Source organism: Bacillota bacterium (genome assembly GCA_040757085.1).
GTDB lineage: Bacteria > Bacillota > Sulfobacillia > JACIYH01 > JACIYH01 > JACIYH01.
The window spans coordinates 43454-70436 of record JBFLXJ010000007.1 but is presented as its reverse complement, the minus strand read 5'-3'; the positions used below and the strand labels follow the sequence as shown (position 1 = coordinate 70436).

29 protein-coding genes and 1 riboswitch are annotated in these 26983 nt (G+C 66.0%); all 29 genes read left to right on the top strand.

The features are described from left to right. Positions 1 to 200: 200 nt before the first annotated feature. Positions 201 to 385, top strand: a riboswitch (Lysine riboswitch). Positions 386 to 447: 62 nt separating this feature from the next. After that, positions 448 to 1773: a diaminopimelate decarboxylase gene (gene lysA / locus AB1446_02880; GenBank protein ID MEW6545851.1), complete on the top strand. Its 1326-nt coding sequence runs from the start codon at positions 448 to 450 to the stop codon at positions 1771 to 1773. Positions 1774 to 1885: 112 nt separating this feature from the next. After that, positions 1886 to 2110 (top strand): hypothetical protein, encoded by a 225-nt coding sequence (locus AB1446_02875; GenBank protein MEW6545850.1) that lies wholly within the window; start codon positions 1886 to 1888, stop codon positions 2108 to 2110. A 1-nt stretch (position 2111) separates the two neighbouring features. Continuing rightward, complete coding sequence (locus AB1446_02870; GenBank protein MEW6545849.1) at positions 2112 to 2714, top strand: site-2 protease family protein; 603 nt, start codon at positions 2112 to 2114, stop codon at positions 2712 to 2714. Between the two features lie 35 nt (positions 2715 to 2749). Continuing rightward, positions 2750 to 3730 carry a tryptophan--tRNA ligase gene (gene trpS / locus AB1446_02865; GenBank protein ID MEW6545848.1) on the top strand — a complete coding sequence of 327 codons (981 nt, stop codon included), beginning with the start codon at positions 2750 to 2752 and terminating at the stop codon, positions 3728 to 3730. After that, positions 3727 to 4476 carry a segregation/condensation protein A gene (locus AB1446_02860; GenBank protein ID MEW6545847.1) on the top strand — a complete coding sequence of 250 codons (750 nt, stop codon included), beginning with the start codon at positions 3727 to 3729 and terminating at the stop codon, positions 4474 to 4476. Before trpS ends, AB1446_02860 begins: the two co-directional genes overlap by 4 nt. Then, entirely contained in the window at positions 4433 to 4999 is a 567-nt protein-coding gene (gene scpB, locus AB1446_02855; GenBank protein ID MEW6545846.1) for an SMC-Scp complex subunit ScpB, read from the top strand. The genes AB1446_02860 and scpB overlap by 44 nt, the downstream gene beginning before the upstream one ends. A gap of 101 nt (positions 5000 to 5100) precedes the next feature. Then, positions 5101 to 5658, top strand: coding sequence for a hypothetical protein (locus AB1446_02850; GenBank protein MEW6545845.1), 558 nt, complete (start codon positions 5101 to 5103; stop codon positions 5656 to 5658). Between the two features lie 124 nt (positions 5659 to 5782). Further along, on the top strand, positions 5783 to 6271 hold the full coding sequence (gene ytfJ / locus AB1446_02845) for a GerW family sporulation protein (protein MEW6545844.1): 489 nt from the start codon (positions 5783 to 5785) through the stop codon (positions 6269 to 6271). An 18-nt stretch (positions 6272 to 6289) separates the two neighbouring features. Further along, complete coding sequence (locus AB1446_02840) at positions 6290 to 7075, top strand: Ku protein (GenBank protein MEW6545843.1); 786 nt, start codon at positions 6290 to 6292, stop codon at positions 7073 to 7075. Positions 7076 to 7116: 41 nt separating this feature from the next. Further along, entirely contained in the window at positions 7117 to 8061 is a 945-nt protein-coding gene (gene ligD / locus AB1446_02835) for a non-homologous end-joining DNA ligase (protein ID MEW6545842.1), read from the top strand. 15 nt (positions 8062 to 8076) lie between these two features. Continuing rightward, the gene (ligD, locus tag AB1446_02830; protein MEW6545841.1) at positions 8077 to 9000 is read left to right on the top strand and encodes a non-homologous end-joining DNA ligase; all 924 of its coding nucleotides are present in this window, start codon (positions 8077 to 8079) and stop codon (positions 8998 to 9000) included. A gap of 558 nt (positions 9001 to 9558) precedes the next feature. Then, on the top strand, positions 9559 to 10152 hold the full coding sequence (locus tag AB1446_02825; GenBank protein MEW6545840.1) for a nucleoside recognition domain-containing protein: 594 nt from the start codon (positions 9559 to 9561) through the stop codon (positions 10150 to 10152). Next, the gene (locus tag AB1446_02820; protein ID MEW6545839.1) at positions 10152 to 10685 is read left to right on the top strand and encodes a nucleoside recognition domain-containing protein; all 534 of its coding nucleotides are present in this window, start codon (positions 10152 to 10154) and stop codon (positions 10683 to 10685) included. The genes AB1446_02825 and AB1446_02820 overlap by 1 nt, the downstream gene beginning before the upstream one ends. Positions 10686 to 10883: 198 nt before the next feature. Continuing rightward, positions 10884 to 12278 carry a hypothetical protein gene (locus tag AB1446_02815; GenBank protein ID MEW6545838.1) on the top strand — a complete coding sequence of 465 codons (1395 nt, stop codon included), beginning with the start codon at positions 10884 to 10886 and terminating at the stop codon, positions 12276 to 12278. Positions 12279 to 12344: 66 nt separating this feature from the next. Continuing rightward, complete coding sequence (locus AB1446_02810) at positions 12345 to 13667, top strand: FAD-dependent oxidoreductase (protein ID MEW6545837.1); 1323 nt, start codon at positions 12345 to 12347, stop codon at positions 13665 to 13667. A 79-nt stretch (positions 13668 to 13746) separates the two neighbouring features. Continuing rightward, positions 13747 to 14187 (top strand): hypothetical protein, encoded by a 441-nt coding sequence (locus tag AB1446_02805; protein MEW6545836.1) that lies wholly within the window; start codon positions 13747 to 13749, stop codon positions 14185 to 14187. 100 nt (positions 14188 to 14287) lie between these two features. After that, the gene (locus AB1446_02800) at positions 14288 to 15745 is read left to right on the top strand and encodes a hypothetical protein (GenBank protein MEW6545835.1); all 1458 of its coding nucleotides are present in this window, start codon (positions 14288 to 14290) and stop codon (positions 15743 to 15745) included. Positions 15746 to 15815: 70 nt separating this feature from the next. Then, the gene (locus AB1446_02795; protein ID MEW6545834.1) at positions 15816 to 16541 is read left to right on the top strand and encodes an FCD domain-containing protein; all 726 of its coding nucleotides are present in this window, start codon (positions 15816 to 15818) and stop codon (positions 16539 to 16541) included. Positions 16542 to 16616: 75 nt separating this feature from the next. After that, positions 16617 to 16859 carry a hypothetical protein gene (locus AB1446_02790; GenBank protein ID MEW6545833.1) on the top strand — a complete coding sequence of 81 codons (243 nt, stop codon included), beginning with the start codon at positions 16617 to 16619 and terminating at the stop codon, positions 16857 to 16859. Then, positions 16849 to 18687, top strand: a complete 1839-nt coding sequence (locus AB1446_02785) for a cobalamin-dependent protein (protein MEW6545832.1) — start codon at positions 16849 to 16851, stop codon at positions 18685 to 18687. The genes AB1446_02790 and AB1446_02785 overlap by 11 nt, the downstream gene beginning before the upstream one ends. After that, on the top strand, positions 18688 to 19737 hold the full coding sequence (locus AB1446_02780) for a hypothetical protein (GenBank protein ID MEW6545831.1): 1050 nt from the start codon (positions 18688 to 18690) through the stop codon (positions 19735 to 19737). Continuing rightward, positions 19712 to 20497, top strand: a complete 786-nt coding sequence (locus AB1446_02775; GenBank protein MEW6545830.1) for a pseudouridine synthase — start codon at positions 19712 to 19714, stop codon at positions 20495 to 20497. Before AB1446_02780 ends, AB1446_02775 begins: the two co-directional genes overlap by 26 nt. Positions 20498 to 20561: 64 nt before the next feature. After that, complete coding sequence (locus AB1446_02770) at positions 20562 to 21083, top strand: isochorismatase family cysteine hydrolase (protein MEW6545829.1); 522 nt, start codon at positions 20562 to 20564, stop codon at positions 21081 to 21083. 44 nt (positions 21084 to 21127) lie between these two features. Continuing rightward, on the top strand, positions 21128 to 22147 hold the full coding sequence (locus tag AB1446_02765) for a nicotinate phosphoribosyltransferase (protein MEW6545828.1): 1020 nt from the start codon (positions 21128 to 21130) through the stop codon (positions 22145 to 22147). Between the two features lie 167 nt (positions 22148 to 22314). Beyond that, positions 22315 to 22443, top strand: a complete 129-nt coding sequence (locus tag AB1446_02760) for a hypothetical protein (GenBank protein ID MEW6545827.1) — start codon at positions 22315 to 22317, stop codon at positions 22441 to 22443. A gap of 30 nt (positions 22444 to 22473) precedes the next feature. Further along, on the top strand, positions 22474 to 23376 hold the full coding sequence (locus tag AB1446_02755; GenBank protein MEW6545826.1) for a radical SAM protein: 903 nt from the start codon (positions 22474 to 22476) through the stop codon (positions 23374 to 23376). 28 nt (positions 23377 to 23404) lie between these two features. Beyond that, positions 23405 to 24121: a (d)CMP kinase gene (cmk, locus tag AB1446_02750; GenBank protein MEW6545825.1), complete on the top strand. Its 717-nt coding sequence runs from the start codon at positions 23405 to 23407 to the stop codon at positions 24119 to 24121. Further along, complete coding sequence (locus AB1446_02745) at positions 24106 to 24744, top strand: lysophospholipid acyltransferase family protein (GenBank protein MEW6545824.1); 639 nt, start codon at positions 24106 to 24108, stop codon at positions 24742 to 24744. Before cmk ends, AB1446_02745 begins: the two co-directional genes overlap by 16 nt. After that, a complete protein-coding gene (locus AB1446_02740) occupies positions 24725 to 26929 on the top strand; it encodes a bifunctional 4-hydroxy-3-methylbut-2-enyl diphosphate reductase/30S ribosomal protein S1 (protein MEW6545823.1) in 2205 nt (734 codons plus the stop codon). The genes AB1446_02745 and AB1446_02740 overlap by 20 nt, the downstream gene beginning before the upstream one ends. Positions 26930 to 26983 lie beyond the last annotated feature (54 nt).

Below are 26983 nucleotides of genomic sequence, written 5' to 3'. Positions count from 1 at the left end.
CCCTGGAGCACCTGTTCCATCACGTAGAGCCTTTTCGATTCCTTCCGATTCAAGAAAATGTCTCCTCTCATGGTGACATTTTCTCAGTCCGCTTAGAGGGTGACAATATCACAGACCGATAACAGTGCAAAATAATGGAGTTGACGGCGGGGGCAGCTTCTGCTACCATATGGAACAAGCAACGGCCTCATCTCCTCTGGAGGTGAGGTAGAGGCGCGGTGGCCATGAGTACCGGCGGGGAGCCGGGCGGGCCGTGAGCCGCCGGAAAAGGGGCCGCCGCCGAAGTCGCAGGGATGCCGGTCTCTGCGGCTGGGGTTGCACCGAACAGGTGCAGCACTGTCACCGGTCGATGTCCCCTGATCGCCGGTGGAGCGCTATCTCACGCCAGGGGAGCAAGGCGCCGCAAACGTGTGCCTTCCTCCCTTGCCGTGATGGGGGGAAGGTGCTTTGGCTTTTTTGCAGGTTTCGTCGGGGCTGCGGGTCAATTCCCGGGGTCACCTGGAAGTAGGCGGTTGCGACACGCCGGAACTGGGAGTTCGCTTCGGGACGCCGCTGTATGTTTACGATGAAGAGGAAATCCGGCGGCGTTGCCGGGCCTGGCGGGGCGCCGTGGAGCAGTTCTGGCCCGGGGGGCAGGTGCTTTACGCGGGCAAAGCGTTCCTCACCCTGGCCATGGCCGCCCTGGTTCATCAGGAAGGCCTGGGGATGGATGTGTGCTCCGGCGGGGAGTTGTGGACGGCTCTGGCGGCGGGGTTTCCCGCGTCCCGGGTGTACTTCCAGGGTAACGGCAAGTCCCCGGAGGAACTGGAGATGGCCCTGGAGGCGGGCGTGGGCTGCATCGTGGTGGACAATCACGAGGAGTTGGCCCGGCTGAGGCATCTTTGCCGCCGGCTGAAGGGGCGGGTCAGGGTGCTGTTGCGTTTTGCCCCGGGGGTGGAGGCAGGCGCCCACGATCACCTGAGCACGGGCACCATTCACTCCAAGTTCGGCTTCCTTCCCGGGCCCGACCTGGAGCGGGCGCTGCAGACGGTGCGCGAGTCACGGGGTATGGTGTTGACCGGCCTGGCCTGCCACGTGGGCTCCCAGATCCCGAGCCCGGAGCCATTTTGCGAGGCCGCCGAGGCAGCTATCACGGTAGCACGGTCCTTCCCCTGGCAAGCGGGCTGGGAGCTGGACCTGGGCGGCGGCCTGGGAGCGCGCTACACCGAGGAAGATGATCCCGTGAGCCCCTTTGAGCTGGTGGAGCGAGTTGCCCGCCACCTGAGGGAAGCATGCCGGCGCGAGGGCGTCCCGCTACCCCGGCTGGTACTGGAGCCGGGTCGTTCGGTGGTGGCAGAGGCGGCGGTGGCCCTGTACACAGTGCAGGCTGTAAAGCGGGTTCCCGGACGGTCCTATGTGGTGGTGGACGGAGGGTTGCATGACAACCCCCGGCCGGCCCTGTACGGTGCCCGCTACCGGGCCTGCCTGGCGGCCCGCCTGAACGAGCCTCCTGCGGGGACGTTCTGGGTGGTAGGGAAAAACTGCGAGTCGGGCGATGTACTGGTCAGAGACGTTCCCCTGCCCGCTCCCCATCCCGGAGATGTCCTGGCCGTATTCACCGCAGGGGCGTACCAGTACGCCATGGCTTCCAACTACAACCGCCTGCCCCGGCCGGCGGTGGTGTTCGCCCGGGCAGGGCATGCCGAAGTGGTGGTAGCCCGGGAAACCTACCGGGACCTGGTGGCCCGGGATCGGCTTCCGGAGTGGATGCGGGTCGCGGCCGCCAGCACGTGAACAGTCTTTCCCATACACCCCTCCTCTTACCCCGTCGCCTGGGCGACGGGGTCTTTTTCCTGGGCTTGTTGTATGATACTATGGGACGCAGTGAGCCGGGGGGAGTGACGGGTTGGACCAGGAAAAGACAGTAGGCGAGGAGAAGTTCTTGCTAGTGGACATAGCTTGTGCCCGTTACGGCCTGCGCCGCAAGCAACTCTTGCAGATCTGCCGGGCGCACAAGGTGCGTCGATTCGAAGAACCTCTGGGGCCGGCTCAGGCGGGCAAACCGCCCACTGCCACCTACGTATGCGAATCTGACCTGCGGCGGGCCCTGGAGGCAAGCCTGGAGGGTTAAATTGTTCGACATCTCGTTGGTCGTGGGGTTGCCAGCCTTGCTTTTGGCTATCGTGGGGCACGAGTACGCTCACGGGCTGGTGGCGGACGCCTTGGGTGATCCCACTCCCCGCCGGATGGGCCGTCTCACCATCAATCCGCTCGCTCACCTGGACCCGGTGGGCATACTTTGCCTTTGGTTGCTGGGCTTCGGCTGGGCCCGTCCGGTGCAGGTCAACCCCTACTTTTTCCGGGGCAACCGCAGCACCGGATTGGTCCTGGTGGCGCTGGCCGGACCGTTCGCCAACCTGGCCATGGCCTGGCTGGGGATAGCGGTGAGCAAGGCGCTGGGATACTCGCTGGGCCTGGCGGGTACCATCCTGCTCTCCGCCTTCATCCGTTACAATGTCAACCTGGCCGTGTTCAATCTCATCCCCGTGCCGCCCCTGGACGGCTGGAGGGTGGTGGAGAAGTTCGCCCGCGGTTCCTGGGTAGAGGCGGCCGAAAGGTACGGCTGGGTCTTCCTGCTCCTGCTCCTGGCCACGGGAGCCATCGGTCGCATCCTGGATCCCCTGGCCGCTCTGGTGTACCGGTTACTCAATGCCATGACCATTTTCCCCGGCTAGGCCGCGCTGGCCTGGCTTTCTGCGGAGGTGGCAACTTGCGCATACTGAGCGGGATGCGTCCTACGGGCAAGCTTCACCTGGGCAACCTGGTGGGGGCTCTGCAAAACTGGCAGCGTCTGCAAGAAGAACACGAGTGCTACTTCCTGGTAGCCGACTGGCACGCCCTCACCACCGGGTACGCCGACACCTCGTCTTTGGCTGCCAATGTGCAGGAGGTGGTTCTGGACTACCTGGCGGCGGGGCTGGATCCGGCCAAATCGGTGATATTCGTGCAGTCGCAGGTCCCCGAGCATGCGGAACTGCACCTGCTCTTTTCCATGATCACTCCCATAGGATGGCTAGAGCGGGTTCCCACCTACAAGCAGCAGATGCAGGAGATGCCGGACAAGGACCTGTCCACGCACGGCTTCCTGGGATATCCGGTCCTGCAGGCAGCCGACATTCTGATCTATAAGGCCGACGGGGTACCCGTGGGGGAGGACCAGGTTCCCCACGTGGAGCTCACGCGCGAAATCGCCCGTCGCTTCAACCACCTCTATGCGCCCGTTTTTCCCGAGCCCCAGGCCCTGCTCAACATAGTCAAGGTTTTGCCGGGAATCGACGGGCGGAAGATGTCCAAATCTTACGGGAACCAAATCAACATCGCGGATCCGCCCGACGAGATCCGGCGAAAGGTGGCCCAGATGGTCACCGATCCGAGGCGCATTTACCGGAAGGACCCCGGCCACCCCGAGGAATGTTCCGTGCACATATTCTACCGGGTTTTCGCTCCGGAGGTCCAGGACGAGCGGGCCGAGGATTGCCGTCGGGCAGTGCGGGGATGCGTGGAGTGCAAGAAGCTGCTGGCCGATGCCCTGGTCAGCTGGCTCGAACCATTGCGGGAGCGGCGGCGCCACTACGAGCAGCGCCCCGATGAAGTGAAGGAAGTTCTGCTCGAGGGTCGGGATCGGGCTCAGAGGGCGGCCCGGGCCACCCTGGAGGAAGCCCGGGAGGCCGTCGGCATCTTCCGCCTATGAACTATGCGGTCCGGTTGCCGGTCTTTGAAGGCCCCCTGGACCTCCTCCTCCACCTGGTGGAGGCTAACCGGGTGGACGTGTACGACATACCGGTGGCGGAAATCGCGGACCAATACCTCCAGTATCTGGCAGCCCTGTCCGCGATCGACCTCGACGCGGCAGCCGAGTTCGTTGTGATGGCGGCCACCCTTCTTGAGATCAAGGCACGCATGCTGCTTCCCCGCCCGCCGGGGCCACCGGATACGGAAGAACCCGATCCCCGGCAGGAGCTCGTAGAGAGGCTGGTGGTGTACCGGCAGTTCAAACGGGCGACCGCCTATCTGGCGGAACTCATTGCCCACCAGGCGCAGTGCTACCTGCGGGGAGGCAAGGTGCCTCCCGGCGAGTCTCCTCCGGGGGAACTGGCCGTGGGCCGGCTCCTGCAGGCGCTGCGCTCGTTACTCAAGGACAACCCGCCGGTGATGGAGGTGGCCCGCCGCCGCCTGAGTGTCCGACAGAAGATGCGGCAAATCCTGTGGCTGCTGCGTCGAAATCCCGGTGGCGTACGGTTCGGGAATCTGGTGGGCCGGGGCGCGGCGCGGGAGGAAGTGGTGGTCACCTTCCTGGCGCTTCTGGAACTTCTTCGCCAGCGGCGCATCACGGTGCGCCAGGAGCAATTGTTCGGGGAGATATTCGTTTTCCCGTCCGGGAGGGGGACGCCAGGTGCACACGGGTGCGGGTCCGGCACCGTCCACGCTACCGCCTGAGGAATTGCCGGTCATCTGGGAAGCCCTGTTGTGGGCTTCGCCCGCACCGGTCACCGTCGAGCAGGTGGCCCGGGTGACAGGTGCGACTCCCGACGAAGCGGGGGAGGCCATCGAGGCACTGGAGCAGCGGTACCGCGCCTCCGGGAGTGCCCTCCAGGTGCAGAAGGTGGCAGGAGGTTATCAGATCACCACCCGGCCCGGTTTTGCCCCGTACATAGAGAAACTGTTGCGTCCCAAGCCCCAGCCTCTGTCGCAGGCTGCCCTGGAGACCCTGGCGGTGGTGGCATACATGCAGCCGGTCACCAGGGCGGAAATCGAATCGGTGCGGGGGGTGGATTGTGACGCCGTCCTCCGCACCCTGGTGGAGCGGAGGCTGGTGCGGGAGGTCGGTCGCAAGGACGTCGTGGGGCGCCCGATCCTTTACGGCACCACCCCGGAATTCCTGCGCCTGCTGGGCCTGGAGGATTTGGGGCAGTTGCCGCCTCTTGAGACCTGGGCAAGCTATCCGGGGGATAAAGACTGAGGATATTCTGGTTGGTGGTGGCAGCGTGTTGCGGGCTGGTGGTAGGTGTGGCCCTTGTGTGGCCCTGGCCCGTGCGCCTTCAGATTCAGGGGGGGTGTGGGGTGGATCACCCCCCGGGGGTGACGGCGCGAGTGGCCATCTCGGGGAAGTGGCTCTGGACGGTATGTATCCCCGCGCGTGCTCCCCGCAAGCCCCGTCGCGTCCGCCTTCGCCCGCCTGGCCTCCCCCTGGCAGGCCTGGTGGAGCGATTCCTGGCGCGCCTGGCAGGGCCTTTCCTGGGCCGGCAACGTGGGCTCCCCGCGTGGCAGCGCATGCGCTTACTCATACCATCGCTTTCTCGGGGGGGTCGCTATCTCCTCAGGCACACGCGTGTGCGCCGCTTCCTCTGGCGTACTCGCCTGGGCGTACCCGATGCCCAACTGTGTGCCCTGGCGGCTGCCCTGGTCAACCTGGGGCAGACCGCGGTGGCCCTGGCTGCCTCGCGGGCCCGTCCCGCGTCGCCCCTGGAGGTCAGGGTGCACACAGACTACCGCAGCCTGGGCCTGTACACCTTTGTGGACTGCCTGGCGACGGTATCACCCGTCCGCGTCCTGATCGCCGGGCTGCTGGTGCTTGCCGAATTGTGGCGCCGGCGCCCGCGCAGGGGGACACCCCGGTGACGCCGACGGGTTCGGAGTTCTCGCGCGATCCGCATATTAGGCGTGCGGGCCGCCCATGCTATGAGCGCCGGGCGGGTCACGACTGCCGGGGCAACCGTCCGGCCCGTAGAGGGGGTTGGACGCGATGCCGGAGCATCCCATCGCCAGTCTCATGAAGACCGCCATGGAGAACATAAAGGAAATGGTCAACGTGGGGACCGTGGTCGGTGAGGCGGTGGAGACGCCCGACGGGTCAGTGATCGTCCCCGTGTCCCGCGTGAGTTTCGGATTTGCCGCCGGGGGAGGCGAGTACGAGATTCAGGGCGGGGGAAGTCGCAGCGGAGCCGCCGGGGGAGGTGGAGGCGGGGAAGAAGGGTTTCTGCCTTTCGCGGGGGGAAGCGGGGGCGGGGTCACCGTGCAGCCCGTGGGATTCCTGGTGGTAGGGCAGGGCAATGTGCGCCTCCTGCCGGTTGACCGCAGTGCCTTCTACGACCGCCTGATCGATCTGGCACCCCAGGTCATAGACCAGGTATGGTCCCTGGCCCAAGGGACGGGAGGGCGAGTGCGGGCGCGCCAGCGCCAGGAATCCTCTGAGCGGCAGGGTAATGAGCCGGGACGTTACCGGCCCGCGTAGCCGGCGGAGGAAGGCGCCGTGCGCAGCCTGTGGAAGGGCAGCATCTCCTTCGGATTAGTGAACATTCCGGTTCGTCTATATGCCGCTACGGAGGATAGGGATGTGCACTTTCACCTGTTGCACCGGGAGTGCCACACCCCTATCCGCTACCAGCGTTTTTGCCCGACCTGCGGGGAGACGGTGCCCTCTGAGAATATCGTACGTGCCTACGAGTGGCAGCGGGACGCCTACGTCCCCGTTGAGGAGGAAGAACTCGAGCGGTTGCCTCCGGCTGCCCAGCGCACCATCCGTATCCTGGATTTCGTGAATCTGGCCGATATCGACCCCATCTACTTCGACCGTTCCTACTACCTGGAGCCCATGGAGGGTGCGGAGCGGTCCTATGCCCTCTTGCGGCGGGCCATGCGGGAAGCAGGGCGGGTAGCCGTGGCCCAGGTGGCATTCCGCCAGAAGGAACATCTGGCTTCAGTGCGGGTCTACGGGGAACGGGTGCTGGTGCTGGAAACCATGCACTATCCCGATGAGGTCCGGGATCCATCGCCACTGCGCGGGACAGACCAGGAGACGGAGGTGGATCCCCGAGAACTGGAACTCGCCCATACCCTCATCGAACGGCTGACGGTGTGCTTTGACCCGGGCAAGTACCGGGACCGTTATCGCGAAGCCCTCCTGGAACTGGTGGCGAGGAAGGCCCAGGGCCAGAGGTGGGAGCTGCCCCGGCCCCAGGAGCCGGTGGGGGTGGAGAGCTTGCTGGAAGCCCTGCGGGAAAGCGTGCGCCTGGCCGAGGCGGGAGCCAGGACGTAAGCGGGCCGCCGATGCCCCTTCGTCCGGGCGAGGTGCGTCCCATGCTGGCATATGCCGCTCCTGCCCCTTTCGACTCTCCCCGCCACCTGTTCGAGCCCAAGTGGGACGGTTACCGCTGCCTGGCCTTCGTGGACGGGGGAGTCACCCGCCTGCAGAGCCGCAACCTGCGAGACATTACGGGGGAGTTTCCGGGCCTGGAAGGGTTACACCGGTACCTGAAGGCGCGGCAGGCGGTGGTGGACGGGGAGATCACCGCCTGGGAACAGGGGAGGCCGTCCTTTTCTGCCCTGCAGGCCCGGACGGGACGACTGGTGTTCGTTGCCTTCGACCTCCTCGAACTTGAGGGGCGGGAGCTGATGGACCGGCCCCTGGCGGAGCGTAGAGAGGTCCTGGAGCGCGTGGTACAAGAGGAGACGGCCGGGGGGGATCTGGCGCTTTCCCCCGTGGTGCCCGAGAGGGGTCGGGAACTTTTCGCGAAGGCGGCCCGGCTGGGGCTAGAGGGCGTAGTGGGCAAGGAGCGGGACAGCCCCTACCTGCCCGGGCAGAGGTCCCGTTACTGGCTCAAGGTAAAGGTGCGGCGTACCGCTGATTGCGTCATCGTGGGGTACCGGCTGGCCCCGGGCGGTGGCCTGGGGTCGCTCGTGCTGGCCGTCCCCGGCGCAGGGGAGTGGCAGGTGGTGGGGCACGTGGGCACGGGATGGGACCAGCGCACGGGAGCACACATCCTTTCTCTGCTGCACCCCGGTTCCCCGCCGGCCCGCGTCCCCAGGGGGTTCCGCCGGGGCGTCGCCTGGGTGGAACCCCAGGTGGTGTGCAGCGTATCCTACCTGGAGGTAACCCGGGATGGCATGCTGCGGCACACCAGCTTCCTCGGGTTGCGCCCTGACCTTTCGCCTCGAGAAGCGGGGCTGGAACTGCAACCCGATGACCGCCCTGCTATCACCCCGGGGGAGCAAGGCCGGCGGGAGCCTCCGGGCCAGGTGTGAAGCAGGGTGGTGGGGGTGACGGTGGTGGCGGGCCTGGCGGGCCAGCACGTCGAGGTGGAGGGGCGCGAACTGCGCCTGACCAACCTGGACAAGCTGCTCTGGCCTGAGGACGGTATCCGCAAGGCCGACCTCATCGACTATTACCTGAAAGTGGCGGACGTACTCCTGCCCCATCTCAGGGGACGTCCTCTCACTCTTACCCGTTATCCGGACGGAATCACGGGCGGGTCTTTCTACCAGAAAGACCGGCCCGAACACGCCCCAGAGTGGATCAGGACTTACCCCTACCGGGGCGAGGGACACGTGATCCGCTTCGTACTGGCGGAAGAACGGGCTACCCTGGCTTGGCTGGGAAATCAGGCTTGCCTGGAGATCCACCCCGCTCCCTGGCAGGTCTCCCACCCGGACCTGCCCGACCGCCTGGTGATCGACCTGGACCCGGCCCCGCCGGCTACGTTTGAGGATGTCCGCCGGGCGGCCGTCATGGTGCGCACCCTGCTGGAGCAATTGGGCGTCCGGGGATTTCCCAAGACCTCGGGCGCAACCGGTATCCACGTCTTCATCCCCCTCGTTCCCGACGCCGGCCCGGAGGAGGTCACGCGGGTGGCGGAAACGCTGGCGCGCGTTTTGCGGGCGGCCCGCCCCGACCTCATCACCCTGGAGCGGGCGGTTAGGAACCGCACTGGGAAAGTCTACGTGGACTATCTGCAAAACGCACGGGGCAAGACCATGGTGGCACCGTACAGCCCGCGGGCGTTGCCCGGGGCCCCGGTATCCGCTCCTTTTGCATGGGATGAGCTGGAGCACGTCTTACCCCGGGAGTTCACCATACGAACCCTGCCGGACCGCCTGGCCCGGCGCGGAGACCTGGCCGCAGGCTTGCTTGGCGCCGGCCACCGCCTCAGCGACCTCGCCGGCCGCCTCCGCGGGGTACACTGACCGGTGGTCGCCGCTGGTTTGGCGGCTCGGGGCGACTGCCTCACCACCACACATTGAGGCCCGCGGCAACCTTCGCACCGGCCACCACGCATCCCTGCAGAGCTCACCCGGACCTTTCGGCCCGGGTAAACCCTTACGGAACACGTGACGACCTTGGCTCGCCTGCCTGGAGTCCCACCTGCTTGGACCGATCCGCACCTCTCGGCACGAGACCGATCTCGCTGGGCCCCAGGCCAGGCTTAGCTCGACCACCATGGACCGTCAATCGGGCCCACCAGGCGCCCTTGGGGCACCTGGCAGTACCCTGGAGGGCCCATGATGATCTGCGCTCCGGCCACCGCCGCCCATCGTCAGCGAGGAATTCTCGTGCACCCAGGACGGCAGTGACCTTTGCCCGGCCACTGCACGTCCCCTTGGGGAACGTGCAGCAGCCTTCGCCCGGCTACCGTGGACCTCGCTACCTATTGTCTCCGTGCCCTTCGTTTTTAACCATGCCTTTTCCCGGGAGTTCTGGGCAGGGAGTCCTAGAACGGTGGCGTGTCACATAAGGTTTGCCCGGTGAGGGTTGTGCTCAACGTGATATGGCTCGTTTTGGTCTTGGTCGGCACGAGCGTGGCCGCAGCCCGCGGCAGGCTCGACCTCCTTAGCGCGGAAGTGTTTGCTTCCGCCGACCGGGCAATCCAGTACACCCTGGAGATGGTGGGGGCAATGTGCCTGTGGCTGGGTATCCTGCGCATTGCCGAAAAAGGGGGGCTGCTGGAAGTCCTGGCGCGCGTCGTCTCCAGGTTGCTGGGCCCCCTGTTCCCCACCATCCCCGGCGGCGACCCCGTCCTGGGAACGATGGCCATGAACCTGAGCGCCAACATCCTGGGCGTGGGAAGTGCTGCCACTCCCTTTGGACTCGCGGCCATGAGGAGGCTGCAGGAACTCAACCCCAGGCCGCTGGAAGCCTCCCCCGCCATGTGCACGTTCCTGGCGCTCAATTCCTCGGTGTTACTACTGGTACCATCGGCGTTGCTGGCCGTGCGTTCCGCCTGTGGGTCAGCCCAGCCGGCGGTGGTGGTGCCTGTGATCGCCCTCGTCACCGGGACGTCCTGGGTGAGTTGCATCCTCTTGGATGCGTTCATCCGCTGGCGCGGGAGGGAGAGGTGATGGGGGAGACATTGCAGCAGGCCAGCCGCTGGCTGGTGCCAGCTCTACTGGTGCTGATTCCCCTGTACGGCGCCTGGAGGCGGGTGCCCGTTTACGATACCTTCGTGGAAGGGGCAGCGCAGGGACTGGAGATTTCCCTGCGCATCCTTCCCTACCTGGTGGCGATCATGGTGGCGCTCGCCGCCCTGCGCACCTCGGGATTGCTGGAAGGGGTGCAGGATATCCTTGGGCCCGTTCTGGGCAGGTGGGGTATCCCCGCCGACATCCTCCCGCTGGTTCTTGTGCGTCCCTTTTCGGGGAGCGGTGCCCTGGCAGTGACCTCGGACCTCCTGCGCCGGCACGGGCCGGACAGCCCGCCAGGCCTGCTGGCCTCCGTTTTACAGGGCTCCACCGACACCACCTTCTACGTGCTCAGCCTTTACCTGGGCTCGGTCGGGGTACAGCATCCGCGGTATGCCCTGGGTGTGTGCCTGTTTGGCGACATCGTGGCCTTTGTTTCCGGAGTACTCTTCTGGAAGCTCTTCCTTTGCTGACGGGCATAGCAAGCATTCGTCAGCGAAAAGGCTGACCGGTAGGCAGGAGGATTTCTTGCCCGGGCGGCGAATAGGACAAGCAGGTGACCAGCTACTCATTGATGAGTAGGAGCGGAGGTGAGGCTGCGACAGCGGGAGAAGAACGAGAGGGGAAGGAGAGGTCAGGTGATTCTTGCTAGGAGGAGGTGAGGGGTCGGGATGATGCCTGTGCTGACTTCATACCACTGGGTCTATCTGGCTTTTGTTGTCATCGTGCTGGTTTTCATGATCAAGCGGCGCGACCCGGTGGTGGCATGCCTGCTGGGTATCCTGACGGTGAGTTGGGTCGCCAGTGGTAGCCTGGTGAGGGCAATCCGGAGCACGTTTGACGGCGTGGTCTTCGCCGGGGTCGACCTCTTCAGCACTATCGCGGTCATATCCGTCATCGTAGCCATGTCCCGAGTGCTCAACGAGATCGGGGCCATGGAGCGGATGATATCGCCCCTCCGTGGCTTCATGCGCACACCGGCCCTGGCGTACTTCGGCAGTGCGGTGATCATGTTCGTGTTCTCCCTGTTCTTCTGGCCGTCTCCCGCCACTGCTCTGGTGGGGGCTGTGCTCATGCCTGCGGCCGTATCCGCAGGGTTGCCCGCCATAGGCTTTGCCTCCGCCATCAACCTGGCCGGACACGGGGCGGCGCTCTCCGGCGACTTCGTGATCCAGGGGGCACCCCGCATAACCAGCGCGTCGGCGGGCATCCCGGTGAACGACGTCATCGTGGCGTCGTGGCCGCTGGTACTTGTGTCGGGGCTGACTGCCCTCGTGGTGGGGTACTTGCTGCTCCGCCGGGACATGAGGCGCGGGCGCATCAGCGGTGTCAACTTGACCGGGCGCCTGGAGGCGGAGAAGCAGGAGATTATCCCGGGCAGGGAAACGGCCTCGCGCACGGCCGCCATCGTGGTGCCCATCGCTTTTTTGCTGGACGTGGTGGGGATGTTTGTCCTGGACCTGCGGGGCGGGGATGCCACCGCTCTGGTGGGCGGTACTGCTTTCCTGGTGATGGTCATCTTCTCGTTCTGGGCGATGGGCGATAAGGCTCTGGAGAAGATCACCCAGCACCTGGTGGAGGGATTTGTGTTCGGCCTGCGCGTGTTCGGACCGGTACTGCCCATTTACGGGTTCTTTGTAATAGGCGAAGTGGGCCCGTTCAAGGCTATCGTGGGGGACTTCTTGCCGGAAGGATCGCTGGGTATCTTCGGCGACTTCGGTGCCGCCCTGGCTGCCGCCATACCGCTGAACGTGGTGGCGGCGGCCATCGGGCAGACGGTGGTGGGCTCCATCACCGGCCTGGATGGCTCCGGATTCTCGGGCCTGAACCTGGCCGGTTCCACCGCTAAGGTGTTCGCCACTGCCACGGGTGGGAGCCTGGCCACCCTGACCGCCATGGGTCAGCTGGGAGGCATCTGGGTGGGTGGCGGCACCCTGATCCCGTGGGCGGTGCTGCCCGTCTCGGGTATCACGGGGGTTTCGCCCATGGACCTCACGCGGCGGAACTTCATACCCACGGTAGCTGCTCTGGCGGCGGCTACCATCTTGACGATGATCCTCGCGTAGGACAAAACTGGGGAGGGGAGCCCGGCGGGGTTTCCCCTCCCCTCGGGAAAACAGGGGGTGAGAAGCGTGGCGCGCGTGGTGGTGATCGGGGGAGGATGGGCCGGGTGTGCTGCTTCCCTGGCCGCGCGCAAGGCAGGAGCAGAAGTGGTTCTGCTAGAGCGCACCGACCAGCTCCTGGGCACGGGGCTGGTGGGCGGCATCATGCGCAACAATGGCCGCTTCACTGCTGCGGAAGAGATGATCGCCCTGGGGGGCGGAGAGCTGTTTCTGGCCGCGGACGACGTGGCCAGGCATCGCAATATCGAGTTCCCGGGGCACAAGCACGCCACGCTGTACGATGTGGCTCGCATCGAGCCCCGCGTGCGCAGGATCCTGCACGAAGCCGGTGTTCACATACACTTGCAGCATCGGGTGACGGGGGTCCAGATGCACGAGGACAGGCTGGTAGCGGTGGAAGCCATTTCCCCGCAGGGTAACACGCACTGTGAGGGGGATGCCTTCGTGGACACCACCGGTGGTGCCGGCCCCCAGGGTAACTGCACCCGCTACGGGCATGGTTGCTGCATGTGCGTCCTGCGCTGTCCCTCCTTCGGGCCCCGGGTGAGCGTGGCGGAGAAGGCGGGGGTTAAGGAGAAGATGGGACGCACCCCGGCCGGCCAGGTGGGTTCCATGAGCGGGTCGTGCAAGATCCTCAAGGATTCTCTGGCTCCCGACTTGCAGCGGGTCCTGGATCGGGACGGGGTGGTCATCCTGCCCCTGCCACCGGAACTGCGTAAGGCCGACCTCTCCAGGAAGGCCTGTCAGCAGTACGCGCTGCCCGACTTCGGCGAGAACCTGATCCTTCTGGATACCGGGCACGCCAAGCTCATGACCAGCTACTTCCCGCTGGAGGCACTGCGTTCCATACCGGGCATGGAAAATGCGCGTTACGAGGACCCGTATGCAGCCGGGGTGGGTAATTCCATCCGCTACCTGGCCATGAGTCCCCACGATGAGGCCCTGAGGGTGGAAGGGGTGGCCAACCTCTTCTGTGCCGGAGAGAAGGCCGGTCCGATGGTGGGACACACCGAGGCCATCTGCACGGGTACGCTGGCCGGTCACAACGCTGCCCGCTGGGTCTCGGGCCTGCCGCTACTCGTTCTGCCCACCAGCCTGGCAGTGGGAGATGCCATTGCTCAGGTCACCGACAGGATGCGGGGGCCGGAGGAAGGGCTTACCGAGAAGTACACATTCTCGGGTTCGGTGTACTTTGCCCGCATGAAGTCGCTCGGGCTTTACACCACCGACCGCGCGCAGATCCGGCAGCGGGTTCGGCACGCAGGGCTGGAGGGGGTATTCTCCAGTCTGGCCCGGGCGGAAGCAGCCGCCGCGCGCGACGACGGCCGGTGACGGGGCCGGCGCTGCCCGGAGCCTCAGGCTTCCCAAGGGGTGGGCCCGAGAACGGCGAGGTAACCGAGGAGGGGAACAGGTGACACCCGGACGCGATCCTTACCTGAGACAAAACCCGCCCGCCCGGTTCGTGCGTCACCGGCCGGTCACCGGAGTGGTGGTGGCCGTGCTGGCGGGGTCGTTGCCCGATCGGGGGTTGGAGTTGATCCCGCAACCTTCCCGGGTGCTGTGCCAGGGTGAGGTGCACGAACTCATCCTCACTACCGAGGACGCCGGGCCCGGCTGCCGGGTGAATGCCATCTCCTACCTGGGCTTCTTTGAAGTTAAGCAGGGGGGCGTGGTGGTGGTGGGCGACGACGTCCGGGTGAGGGGTTCGGTAGTAGGTGAGATAGCCGGCTTCGATGCCACCCACATGCCCAACCACCTCAACGTGGTGCTCAAGGGCAAGGTGGCCCTGGACGGGCTGGCCTGGCGCGTCGGGCTGGGCGACCAGGTGGTGATCGGTGGTGCCCCGGCCTGACCGTTTCCGGGTCCGGGCAGCGGGAGAGAGCGGCGCGGGAGAGTAAGCTGGTAGCATGCAATCGAGAACGGGACAATGCAACACATCAGGAGGGGTGACGATGGGTTTCTCTTACCGGTTTCAGTTATACCGTTACCTGCAGCAAAACGCTGGGCGCATCTACGAGGAGATGCGAAAGGCAGCCGACGAAATCGGCATCCCTGCCGAACTGCGGGGCAAGTTCGGCCTGACAGGGGCAATTTCCGGTGCTCCTGCTCCCCTGCGTCGTGACATCCTGGAGGCGAGCGAGAAGGGGGCTACTGACGTAGTCCCGCTGGCCCGGCTGGTGGATGAGATCCGGGAAATCGTCAAGGACGTGTACGGCGACGAGTGGGACGTCTGCCCGGTTAACACCTGTGAAGCGGGTCTCTGGGTTTCGTTTGACTGTCTGTGCACGCCGCCCAATCTCGGCCGGGGCGATAACTACCGGGCCCGATACATTGTGCCCTACGAAAAGCACCTGCACCACCAGGGGGCGTACGGCCGGCCCTTCCCTCCCCGGTACAAGGACATCCTGGCTGACCGGGGTTGCACGGCCGGTGAGCTTGGGTTCTACGGCAAGCGGCTCAACAACCTCGACACGGTGATCGTCCCGCTGCCGGGGGCGAAATACCCAAATCACGGCATCAAGTTCTACCCGGTCCCCTTTATGCTGGACGTGGACCCCGAAGGCAGCCGCCAGGCTCTGGCCGAGGCCGCCGAGAGGCACCGCGACCTCCTCAGCGGGTTCAGTTCCCTGGGCTATGATACCCCCGGCTACGGATACGGGGTGAAGGACGAAAAGGGGACGCCGGTGTTGCTCAAGTACATCGGAGATCTGGCCCGCCAGTACAACGTGCCCTATGTGGTGGACAACGCCTGGGGCCTCCCGTTTGTGGGCACCGATCCGCGTGCCATCGGGGCGGACGTCATGGTTTACAGCATGGACAAGGCCTCGGGGGCGGCCACCAGCGGGCTGATCATCGGCCGGGAAGAAGTGATGGTGCCCATCCGGCGAGCCCTGGGCATGCACGGGGACCGCTACGGCACCACGGCCTCGTACGGCAAGGCTGCCTACGTGACCCAGGACCCGGGGAAAGAGGCGCTTCTGACGCAGATCCAGGCCCTCAAGGTGCTGCGCGACCGGCCTGAGGTGGTCACCCGGCCGGTGGACGAACTGGAGATCATCGTGCGTGAGGAACTGCAGGGGCTCCCCGCCCGGCTGCGCTCCGGCCTGGTGGTCACCAAGTCGTACAACTCCGGCACGGTGGAGATCAATTATGAGCGCACCTGGAGGGACGGTTTGGGCCTGCCGGTTTTCTCCATCGAAGACATGTACGCGGGCAGCCACCTCATCCAGAGCGGCCTTTCCCAGATGGGGATCATCCCTACCATCTGCTATGATGCCAACATCTTCATATCGCCCGGCATGGGCACCAGCGATCCCGACGGCAACCTGATCCCTGACCGCATGCGCCTGGCGGTGCGCGGGCTGGTCAAGGTGCTGGACATCCTGGCCCGCTGGGCGGGTGTGGCCTGAGGGCCGCGCGGACAGGCACGCATGCGCCGGTGGTGCGGCGGCGCAAGAAGACTGAGATGGGAGAGGCAAAGTGGAGCGAGAACTGGAGTATCTGGCCCTGAAGGCAATAGGGGAATCACCCGAGCCCATGGGATCGTGGGGTCTACGCGACGGGCTGGCCCAGGCGGGCATCAGGGTTTCCGAGGCTACCGCCGGGCGCATCCTGCGGGAGATGGACAAGCGGGGATTCACCGAGCGCCAGGGCTTCCGGGGGCGCGTGCTGACCGCCCAGGGGCGCGAGCGCCTTCAGGCTCTGGCCCAGGAGCGGCGGGCGTCCCAGAACCAGCGGGCCTTTCTGCAGGCACTGCGTGCTCACAACCGGGAACAGTTGCTGGAGATCCTGGAGGCACGCCGAGCGATCGAAAGCGAGGTGGCGCGCCTAGCCGCTCTGCGTGCCCCTGCCGACCTGGTCGAACAGATGGCACAGGTGGTTAACCACCACCAGGCCCAGGTGGCATCGCAGATGACCGGATGGCACGAGGATGCCTCCTTCCATCGCTTGCTCGCTCAGGCGGCCGGTAACCGCGTGCTGCTGGCCGCGAGCGAACTGGTGCGGGAAGAGGGGCAGCTCTCCCCCGTGCTGGAGTACATCCGGGGTCGGGTAGGGGGCGTGATGGTGGCCGACCACCGTGCCATTTTGGAAAAGGTGATAGCCCGCGATTCCGAGGGTGCGCAGCAGGCGATGGCTCGCCACATAGACAATATCATCCGCGACGTGATCAGGTTCTGGGAAGAACACGCCAGCGAAGCCCGTTAGAGCAGCAGCGAGTGTGGTGTGAATCTGCTCTCGTGTGGGGCAAGCTGGTCATCAATGATGAGCGGGAGGCAGGAAATGCACAGGGCACTGGACCATGTGGCCGACGCCATAGACGTGGAAACGTTCCTGCTCGGGCAGAGTGAAGAGGAGTGCGTGCGTCTTGCCCGCGCGCTGATCGAAGAGTTGGGGCTTGGCGAGTGCGATGTGGTGTCCCTGCAATTCCGGGGGGTAGGGGCACGGGTGAGGCTGCGTGCCTACGTGCACCGCCCGGGAGGCGAATACGCCTGGCTGAAGAAGGTGGTCGCCAATGCCGGCTAGCGAAACCGGGGCTGCTTCGCGGGCCAGGCGGGTCTTGCTGGCCCCGCTCGATCCCGTACACGACGTGGGCCTGAAGCTGATCAAAAAGCGCTTGGAGGCCCGCGGGCACCGGGTTACCCTCCTGCCGCCGGACCTCACCGCGGAAGAGATCACCCGGGCGGCCCTGGGGGATCACTACGACTGCCTGCTGGTCAGCCGCACCGTCGGGTACGAGTCGGCCGAGACTCTGGCGCACCTAGCGGACCTGCTGGATGGTGCCGGCCTGCGGCCGCGCCTGCGCGTTGCCGTCGGCGGGATGGCGGTGCGACCCGAACTGGCGGCGGAAATGGGATACGATGCTGGCTTCGGTCCCGGGACGCCGCCGGAAGCAGCGGTGGCGTTCGTGGAGGAAATGCCGTTCCACCACGGTGAGGAGGCCCTCAGCCTCGAAAAACCCGACCTGTGTGCCCGCTACACTTACCGGTGGAAGGATGCCCACATTGGCCGGTGGGCGGGGGAACTGGCGCGGGGGATTCTCGCCTGGGGAGAGGGCACCAGCACCCCGGGCACGGAGCGGGCCGTTCTCGTGCGGGCCATGCTCACGGCGGACGAGGTAGAGAGGGCCCGCCTGGAGGAGGAATACCTGCGCCTGGCCAGCCCAGAGGTGGTGGCCATGAGGCAGGGGCAGTTGCCCGCCCACTGCCGGCCCATCGGGCAGGAAGAGCGAGATCGCGCCCTGGAACTGCTGGGGAAGGGCAGGGGATGGCGTCCCCTGGTGGCGACCGGGTACGACCGGCGCCCCGTGGTATTCATCCAGTACGGCACGGGATGCCCGGTCATGGATGCCCTGCACGCGGTGGTGGCCGGCCAGTGGGGGGCGCAAGGTACCGTTCACTTCGATCCCGCCTGGAGCGCCCGGCACGAAGGGCTGCCACGGGGACTCCTGGCCTGGAGTGCCGATGGCACCTTCTGCACGCCGGAGAACCTGCGCTTCTTCCGGGAGGCCACCGGCAATCACCTGCTCTGGCAGGTGCGGGCCCACCGGGGTCTCAACACCCCGGAGACGGTGGTGTGGGCCGCCGCCACGGGTGCGGACCTGACTAAGATCAACCCGGTGTACGGGTCCCTCGGCGGGGGTACCGATCCGGAGCGCCTTCTGGCCGACGCGTTGTTTGCCATGCGCCTGGCCGCGGATTACGGGCTCCCATTCGACGTGGTGACGAACGAGGAACTGGGCGGGGTGCCCGCACACAAGGCGGTGGCCGGCATGCTGGCGGTGGTGGCCACGGCCCTGGAACTGGGGGCGCGGCCGATCCTGCAGCCCCTGTTCTGCTACTCTCCGGAGGCCATGCTGGAAGGATACATGGACCAGGACTACGTGGACTGGAACGCCGCCAAGGTGATTGCCCTGCGCCGGATCATCGATGCCCCCATCTGGCCAGGGGCGCCCATCGGATTCTTGACCCACACGGAGGAAAGGGTGCAATCGGCGGTAACCACTGCCCTGCACGCCGGCCTGGCCGCTTCTCTGGGGGTGGACGCCATTACCATCGCCTCCACCGACGAGGCTTACTCGCGGGGACCGATCACCGCCGCCGCCCGGGTGGATTCCCTCCGGGCGGTAGGGGAGGTGTTCCGTTTCCTGGGGGAGGCCGCCGTCTCCCCCACCCCCCGGGCAGAGCACCTGGCCGAGCAACTGCTGGAAGGTGTGGCGGCGACGTTGCGGGAAGCCCTGCAACAGCCTTCTTTTTGTGAGGCGCTGTATGCGGGGGTGTTCGGCAATCGCGAGGAAGGAGGCAACCCCGGCCGGGCGGGCAAGGGCACGGTGTCACGCTCCGGCCGGGCCTAGATGTACCTCCCGGTACTGGGGTGCGTGGGAACGGCCAAGAACACGGGCAAGACTACGGCCCTCACCGCCATCCTTCAAGAAGCCCGGCGGCGCGGCTACCGGGTGGCGCTGACCAGCATAGGTTACGATGGCGAAGAACTAGACAACCTCACTGGTCTTCCCAAGCCGCGGGTGGAGGTGCACGCGGGCGACCTGGTGGGCACGGCCCGCCCCTGCCTGGAGAAGTCCCCGCTGGGGTGGGACCTGCTGGCTGACTGTGGCGTCTCCACCGCCCTGGGCCCTCTGGTGGTTGCCAGAGTCACTTCGCCCGGACGGGTGATACTGGCCGGTCCCGCCCACCGGCGGGGCTTGGGCCGGCTTTGCCGCCTGCTGGCCGCCCGGCAGGAGTCCGACCTGCTCCTCGTGGACGGAGCCTTCGGGCGTCTTTCGCCCCTGGGGAGGGCGCAGGGGCTGGTGATTTCCACGGGAGCTGCGCGCTCTGTTGACCCGGAGGTGCTGGGCCGGGAGGTGCACGCCCTCACCCGGCTGTTTTCCTTACCCCGCCATCGGCTACAGGGATGCCGTTTGCGTCACCTGCAATCGGAGGATGAGTGCCGGGTGGCGGCCCGGCTGCTGGCCGGGGGCCAGACCGTGCTGATCCTGGGTATGGTAACCCTGGCCGGCCTGGCCTGGCTCGCCGATATGATAAGCGGCATGGAAGCGGGGAAGGGGTGGGGGTGGCTGCTTTTTGCTCATCCCGTGCAGCTATTGCTGGCTGGCCCGGCCGAACGGGTACTCGAGATGGTGTACCGGCTGGAGTCGCTGGGACCGGGTTTGGCAGTAGTAGGCGGACCTGCTATACTGGCGGTGACCGTAAACCCCTTTTATCCCCGGTTGCTGGGGCCCAACCGGTTCCGGGCAGCCAGGCTCGACGCGTCCCAGCTCAAGGCCCGGGTGGCAGAACACGTGGGATCGCAGATTCCGGTGATAGACGTGAAGCGGGACGGGCCCGAGCAGCTGGGGCAGGTGGTGGAGGACTGGTTACTTGGAAGAAGGCCCTCGCCCACGTGAGAGGTTGAATCGTTACCTGGCCCGCTGCGGGATGGGTTCGCGCCGCAAGTGCGACGAGCTGATCCAGGCGGGCCGGGTACAGGTCAACGGGCACGTGGTCACGCGCCTGGGCACTACGGTTGACCCCGCCTGCGACCGGGTAGCGGTGGATGGCCACCCGGTGCGGCCTCAGGAACACGTTTACATCCTGTTACATAAACCCCCCGGGTATGTGAGCACGGCGCGGGACCCGCAGGGCCGGCCCACCGTGCTGGATCTGGTGCCTGGGGATGTGCGGCTTTACCCGGTGGGGAGGCTGGACTGGGACACCTCTGGTCTCCTCTTGCTCACCAACGACGGCCCCCTGGCATTTCGCCTTACCCACCCGCGGTTCGAGGTGCCCAGGACCTACCGCGCCCTGGTACGCGGGGTGCCCGGGCCCCGGGCACTGTCTCGCCTGCGGCGGGGCGTGATGGTGGGCGGCAGGCCCACCGCGCCTGCCCGGGTACGGATACTGGGGAGGGATGGGGAGAACGCATGGTTGGAGGTCACCGTGCGGGAAGGCAGGTACCATCAGGTAAAGCTGATGGCGGAAGCGGTGGGGCATCCCGTTCTGCGCCTGACCCGCGTGAGGATGGGACCTTTGAGCCTGGGGCGCCTGCCGCCCGGACAGTTCCGTTACCTGACCGGGAAGGAACTGGCGGCTCTGCGCCGGGCAGTGGGCATCCCTGCCCCCGGAGAGCAGCGACCTGCCAAAAGTGAGGGAAAGTGGGCCAGGTGAGCCACCCGTATGGCAGGAAAGCCTCCCGAAGGAGCGAATATCAACGCCCAGGAGGGGGCGTAACATGGAAAAATGGGCACTGCTGGTTATAGATATGCTGCGGGATTTTGTGGTCGAGGACGGCAGCCTGTACTGCGGTCCGGCGGCTTCTGCCCTGGTGGACCCGGTCGCGGCGGAGATCGAGGAGGCACGGCGGGCCGGGGTACCCGTGATCTACGTATGTGACCGACACCGGCCCGATGACCCCGAGTTCGCCATGTTCCCCCCCCACTGCGTGGCGGGTTCTCCCGGTGCCGAGGTGGTTCCCGCCCTGGCCCCGCGTCCGGGCGATCGGGTCATCCCCAAGAGACGCTTCAGCGGGTTTTTTGCCACCGACCTGGACCTGACCTTGCGGGAACTGGGGATAACGCGCTTGCGGTTGGTCGGTGTGTGCACCAACATCTGTATCCTGTACACGGCCGCCGACGCACGCATGAGGGGCTACCAGGTGGAAGTCCCCAGGGAGAAGGTGGCCTCATTCGCCGCCGACGCCCATGACTGGGCCCTGAACCAGATGGAGAAGGTGCTGGGAGTGCGGGTGTTCTGAGAGGAGCGGCGTGTCCGAGCGGAGGGATCAATTTGGCAGAATTCATGACCTTGTCCGAGGTACCCGATTACGACCCCGGGCCCCGTCTTCTGCATTCGGCTACCCCTGAAGAAGTGGCCAGAGGGGCGACTACCGACGTCTATTTCTTGCGCACTTACGAGATCCTGAAACGTTTGGGTAAGTTGGAAACCCCCGTGGTGGCGGAGATTTTCACCAGCCGGGCCGGGGTGATGGCGGGAGTCCCCGAGTGCGTCAACCTGCTGCAGGGCCGCCGGGTGGAACTCTGGGCTCTGCCCGAGGGAGAAGAGTTCACCGAAAAGGAAGTCATTATGCGCATTGCCGGTCCTTACGGGGAGTTCGGATTGCTGGAGACTGCCCTTTTGGGCATTCTCGCCTCGAACTGCGCCTGGGCCACGGCGGCCAGGGAGTGCCAAAGAGCTGCGCGGGGGAAACCGGTGATTTGTTTCGGGGCCCGGCACGTGCACCCGGCGGTGGCCCCCGTCATGGAGAGAGCAGCGCTGGTGGGAGGAGCCAGCGGGGCAAGCTGCGTCATGGCCGCCCGGCTGGCAGGGCGGCTTCCCGCGGGCACCATTCCCCACGCTGCCATCCTGATCGTGGGGGATACGGTCGAAGTAGCCCGCGCCTACGACCGGTACATGCCCCCGGACGCGCCCCGCATAATCCTCGTGGACACCTTCAAGGACGAGGCGGAGGAGGCGCTGCGGGTTGCCCACGCCCTGGGGCCGGCGCTGAACGGGGTGAGGCTGGATACCCCGGCCGAGCGTGGGGGGGTCACGCCCGACCTGGTGCGGGAAGTGAGGCAGCGGCTTGACCAGGCGGGGTTTTCCCACGTGAAGGTTTTCGTCTCCGGCGGACTCGACCCCGGGCGCATTGCCATGCTGGCGGAAGCCGGCGCAGACGCATTCGGGGTGGGGAGTTACATTTCCGGGACGCGACCCATAGACATGACCATGGATCTGAAGGAGGTTGCCGGGCAGCCGATAGCCAAACGGGGTCGCATCCCCGGCATTACCCCCGGCACCCGGCTGCAAAAGATCCTGTGAGTGGGAGGGGAGGGCCGGAGCCGACGCGGGTTTTCCAGCGCCCTGCCGGCGGGCGCGCGGCGCGCGCCTCCGCCAGTTGGTTCCGTGCGTCGTTAGGTCGTACCGGTTCTCCGGCTGCCAGGGCGCACGTTGGTGGTGCCCGCCCCGGCAAGGCCGGGCGGGGGGTCGTGCGCACCAGGGTCCCGGCTGGAGGGTGGAATCCCTTTGCTCGCCCGGGCCTTTTCTTGGCCGTCACGACAGGCGTCTTTCTGATGGGGCTGGTGCTGGGTCTGGTCCTGGGTCTCAGGGGTCACTAGTTGGTACGCTACGGGGTGGAGGTGGCGACCTTGAGACGGGATTTCCCGGCGTACCGGCAGCTTGACGCGGGCGTGATCGAGGCCAGGGCGCAGGCTGCCTGGGAACTGGCCGACCCCTGCCGTCTCTGTCCCCGGGAATGCGGAGCACGGCGGCGGCGCGGACAGGTGGGCGTGTGCCGTACGGGCGAGCGGGCGGTGGTTTCCAGCTACGGGCCCCACTTCGGAGAGGAACCGCCTCTTACCGGGTGGCGGGGATCGGGTACCATCTTCTTCGGGTGGTGTAATCTGCGCTGTCTTTACTGCCAGAACTACCAGATCAGTCAGGAGGGTGAGGGTAGGGAGACTACGCATCTGGAACTGGCCCATATGATGCTGACTCTTCAGCACTGGGGGTGTCACAACATCAACCTGGTCAGCCCCACCCACGTAGTGCCTCAAATTCTCTCCGCTCTGGCCATTGCAGCAAGCCAGGGTCTTTCCGTCCCGTTGGTGTACAATACAGGAGGGTACGATGCCCTCCCCGTCCTGCGTCTCCTGGAAGGCATAGTTGACATTTACATGCCGGACATGAAGTACTCTGATGCAGAAGTGGGGAGGCGGTTGTCGGGTGTCCCCGACTACCCGCAGCGCAACCGGGAGGCGGTGCGCGAGATGCACCGCCAAGTGGGTGACCTGGTGATCGAAGACGGGCTGGCAAAAAGGGGGCTCCTCGTACGCCACCTGGTCTTGCCCCACGGTCTTGCGGGAACAGCAGAGGTGGTCCGCTTCCTGGTGGAGGAGATCTCTCCCCGCACGTACGTGAATGTCATGGGGCAGTATCGGCCGTGTTATCGGGCTTGGGAAGCGCAAGAACTGGCCGGGCCCCTGAGCACAAAGGAGTATCTCCGCGCCCGGGAGTTGGCCGTGCGTGCCGGTTTGCGCCTGGCCGAATAGGGATGGTAAGGGGCGGCGGCTTAGAAGCATGAAGAGTGAAAAAGGGAAAGAACAGATCATTGTCGAAAGGGAAGGCGAAAGAGACCGCCGGGCACGAGTTATTGCCATTGACGGGCCGGCGGGGGCGGGAAAAAGTACGGTGGCGAGACGGGTAGCGACGAGGCTCGGATATCTGTATGTGGATACCGGGGGCATGTACCGTGCGCTCACCCTGAAGGTGTTGCGGGCAGGGGTTGACCCGGACGACGAAAGGGCGCTGGCGGGTCTGGCTGCCAGCACGCGCATAACGGTGGAATCTGCTTCGGGGCGCATCCTCCTTGACGGTGAGGACGTTACCTCAGCTATCCGGGGACCTGCCGTTTCCGCTGCGGTCAGCAGGGTGGCCCGGTCACCTGCCGTACGCGAGATCCTCACCCGGCGCATGCGGGAGCTGGCGCAGCCGGGCGGAGCGGTGCTGGAAGGTCGCGATATCGGCACCTGTGTCGTCCCCGAGGCCGATTGCAAGGTGTTCCTGACAGCGTCCCTGGAGGAGAGGGCAAGACGCAGGTGGAAGGAACTCAGGGAGACGGGGTATCCGGTTTCCTTCGAGGAAGTCCGAGATAACCTGGCATCCCGCGACGAGGCGGATTCTCGCCGCGGGCTGGCCCCCCTGGCGGTGGCGGAGGGCGCGGTGGTGATCGATACCACCGACCTGGACGTGGAGCAGACGGTGGAGGCGGTGTTGCGGCTGTGTCAGGACGAGTAACCGTGGCTTACCGCCTGGCGCGGTACTTGGTGTCGGCGTTCCTCAAGCTGTTCTTCTTCTGGAGGGTTGAGGGGCGCCAGCACATCCCTCCGGAGGGACCGGTCCTGTTTTGCTGTAACCACATCAGCGCCTGGGATCCCCCCGTGGTGGGATGCGCCGCCACCCGTCAGGTATACTTCATGGCCAAGCGGGAACTGTGGCGGATACCGGTACTGCGCTCCGTCATCACCGCTCTGGGGGCGTATCCTGTGGACCGCAAGCGGGCCGACCTTTCCTCCGTGCGCCGGTCCCTGGAACTTCTGGAGAAGGGGCAGGCCGTGGGGGTCTTCCCGGAGGGCACGAGGAGCCGGACGGGCAAGCTGGGGCCCCTGCGCAGCGGGGGGGCCAAGCTGGCCCTGCGCACGGGAGCGGCGGTGGTTCCCATGGCCATTGTCGGTCCCTACCGGTTGTTCCGGCCTCTGCACGTGCGAATCGGCAGGCCCCTCTATTTCGGCCGGGATCTCAACCCCAGCCGGGAGAAGGTGAGGGCAGTCCGGGACGAGATGGCCCGGGCCATAGCTGCGTTGCTCGAGGGCTCTATTTCAGGCGAGGCAGGCAAGCGTCGTGAGGGTACTGCTGGCTAGGCACTTTGGCTTCTGTTTCGGGGTAGAAAGGGCGGTCCACATGGCCCGGGAGGCTGCGGGGCGAGGCCCGCTGGCCACTCTCGGGCCGCTTATCCATAACCGGCGCGTAGTCGCTGAACTGGAAGCGGCCGGGGTCAGGTGTGTTTCCGCCCTGGACGATGTAAAGGGCACCGTGATCTTCCGTACCCACGGGGTGGGGCCCTCGGTGTACGAGGAGGCCCGGCGCCGGGGGCTCAAGGTACTGGATGCCACCTGTCCCTTCGTGAGGCGCGCCCGTAGGGAAGCGCAGCGGCTGGCCGACCAGGGTTACCAGGTGGTGGTGGTGGGTGATCCTTCCCACCCGGAAATCCAGGCCCTGGTGGAGTGGGTGGGCGGTAAGGCCAGGGTGGTGAGCGGGCCGGACGAGGTGGCGGATTTCCCCCCTGCGGAGCGCGTGGGCGTGGTGGCTCAGACCACCCTTCCCGCGGAGACGCTGGAGCGCGTGGTCGCGGCACTGCGCCAGCGGTGCGGGGAGGTGACGGTGGCAGACACCGTCTGTACTGCCACCGTCCAGAGACAACAAGCCACCCGGGAGGTGGCCCGGGAGGCCGACCTGGTACTGGTGGTGGGCGACAGCGGGAGCGCCAACACCAGGCGACTGCTCGAGATCGCGCGCGAGCAGGGTTCCCCCGCATACCTGGTCGAGGGCGCCGAGGACATCCAGCCGGGTTGGCTGGAAGGGGTCGGCACGGTGGGCATCGTTGCTGGGGCTTCTACCCCGGAATGGGCGATAAAGGAGGTCGTGGCCAAAGTGCAGGAGTTATCTGGGGAGGATCGCAAGGAACTAGAGGGGGCGTCTGAGGAGGCAGCTACCCTGGAGACCCTGGTGACCGAAGCGGTAGACGTTACCCGCGTGGCGGTCCCGGCAGACGAAACCCAGGCCCCCGCGGACGACGAGGCTGGCGTCGCCGAGGAGGATGGGAGCGCGATCCCCGCGGGGGACCGGGATGCCGTTCCCGTAGAGGTGTCGGAGGCGGAAGACGCGGGCCTCTCGCCGGCGGGATCGGACGTGAGCCTGCTTGAGGAGAGCCTAGGTCTGCTTCAGCCCGGAGACCTGGTGCAGGGCAGGGTGCTGGAAGTGACCCCCCAGGGCGTACTGGTGGACGTGGGATACAAGTCCGAGGGCATCATCCCGCTGGGAGAACTGGCCCGGCGGCGCTTTAATTCCCCCGACGAGATCGTACGACCAGGGGACGAGGTCACAGTGTATGTACTCTCGGTGGACAACCAGGAACAGGTGTTGAAGCTGTCCAAGAAACGGGCCGACGAAATCCTGGCCTGGGAGGAGCTCAAGCAGGTGCGGCAGCAGGGCCAGGTAATCGAGGCCGAGGTCATCCAGGAGGTCAAGGGTGGCCTGGTGGTGGATGTGGGCCTGCGCGGCTTCGTTCCTGCTTCCCAGATTGAGCGGGGCTACGTCCAGGACCTCAGCAAGTACGTGGGGAAGAAGCTGCGCCTCAAGGTAATTGAACTGGACCGTAGCAAGGGTCGCTGCATTCTCTCTCAGCGGGTGGTGCTGGAAGAAGAGCGCCGGCGCAAGCGGGAGGAAACCTGGGCTACCATCGCCGAAGGCCAGATCCGGCCCGGCACCGTAAAAAGCATCACAGACTTCGGTGCCTTCATTGACGTGGGCGGTGTGGACGGGCTGCTGCACGTCTCCGAGATGTCCTGGGGGCGTGTCAACCATCCCTCCGAGGTGCTGCAGGAGGGCCAGGAAGTAAACGTCATGGTACTGCGTCTGGACCGGGAGAAGGGTAAGATCTCCCTGGGGCTGAAGCAGACCATGCCTGACCCCTGGCAGACCGTACAGGAGCGGTATCCGGTGGGCAGCGTGGTCACGGGGCGGGTGACCAGGTTGGCGCCGTTTGGAGCCTTCGTGGAACTGGAGCCCGGGGTAGAAGGACTCGTCCACCTGTCCGAACTGTCCAGCGACCGGGTTTCCCGGGCCGACGAAGTGCTCAACGTGGGGGAGGAAATCAAGGTCAAGATCCTGAGGGTGCGTCCTCACGACCGCCGTATCGGCCTCTCCCTGCGGCAGGTGCTCCAGGACCAGGAGCGGGCCGAGATCAAGCGGTTTCTGACCACGGGGAACTCTGCCCCGCTGAGCACGGCCGTTAGCGAGGTTCTCAACAACAAGGAAAATCACTGATCCGGACGTGCATTGATCCCACCGTCCGTCCGGGCTCTTCCCCGGTAATTCAGC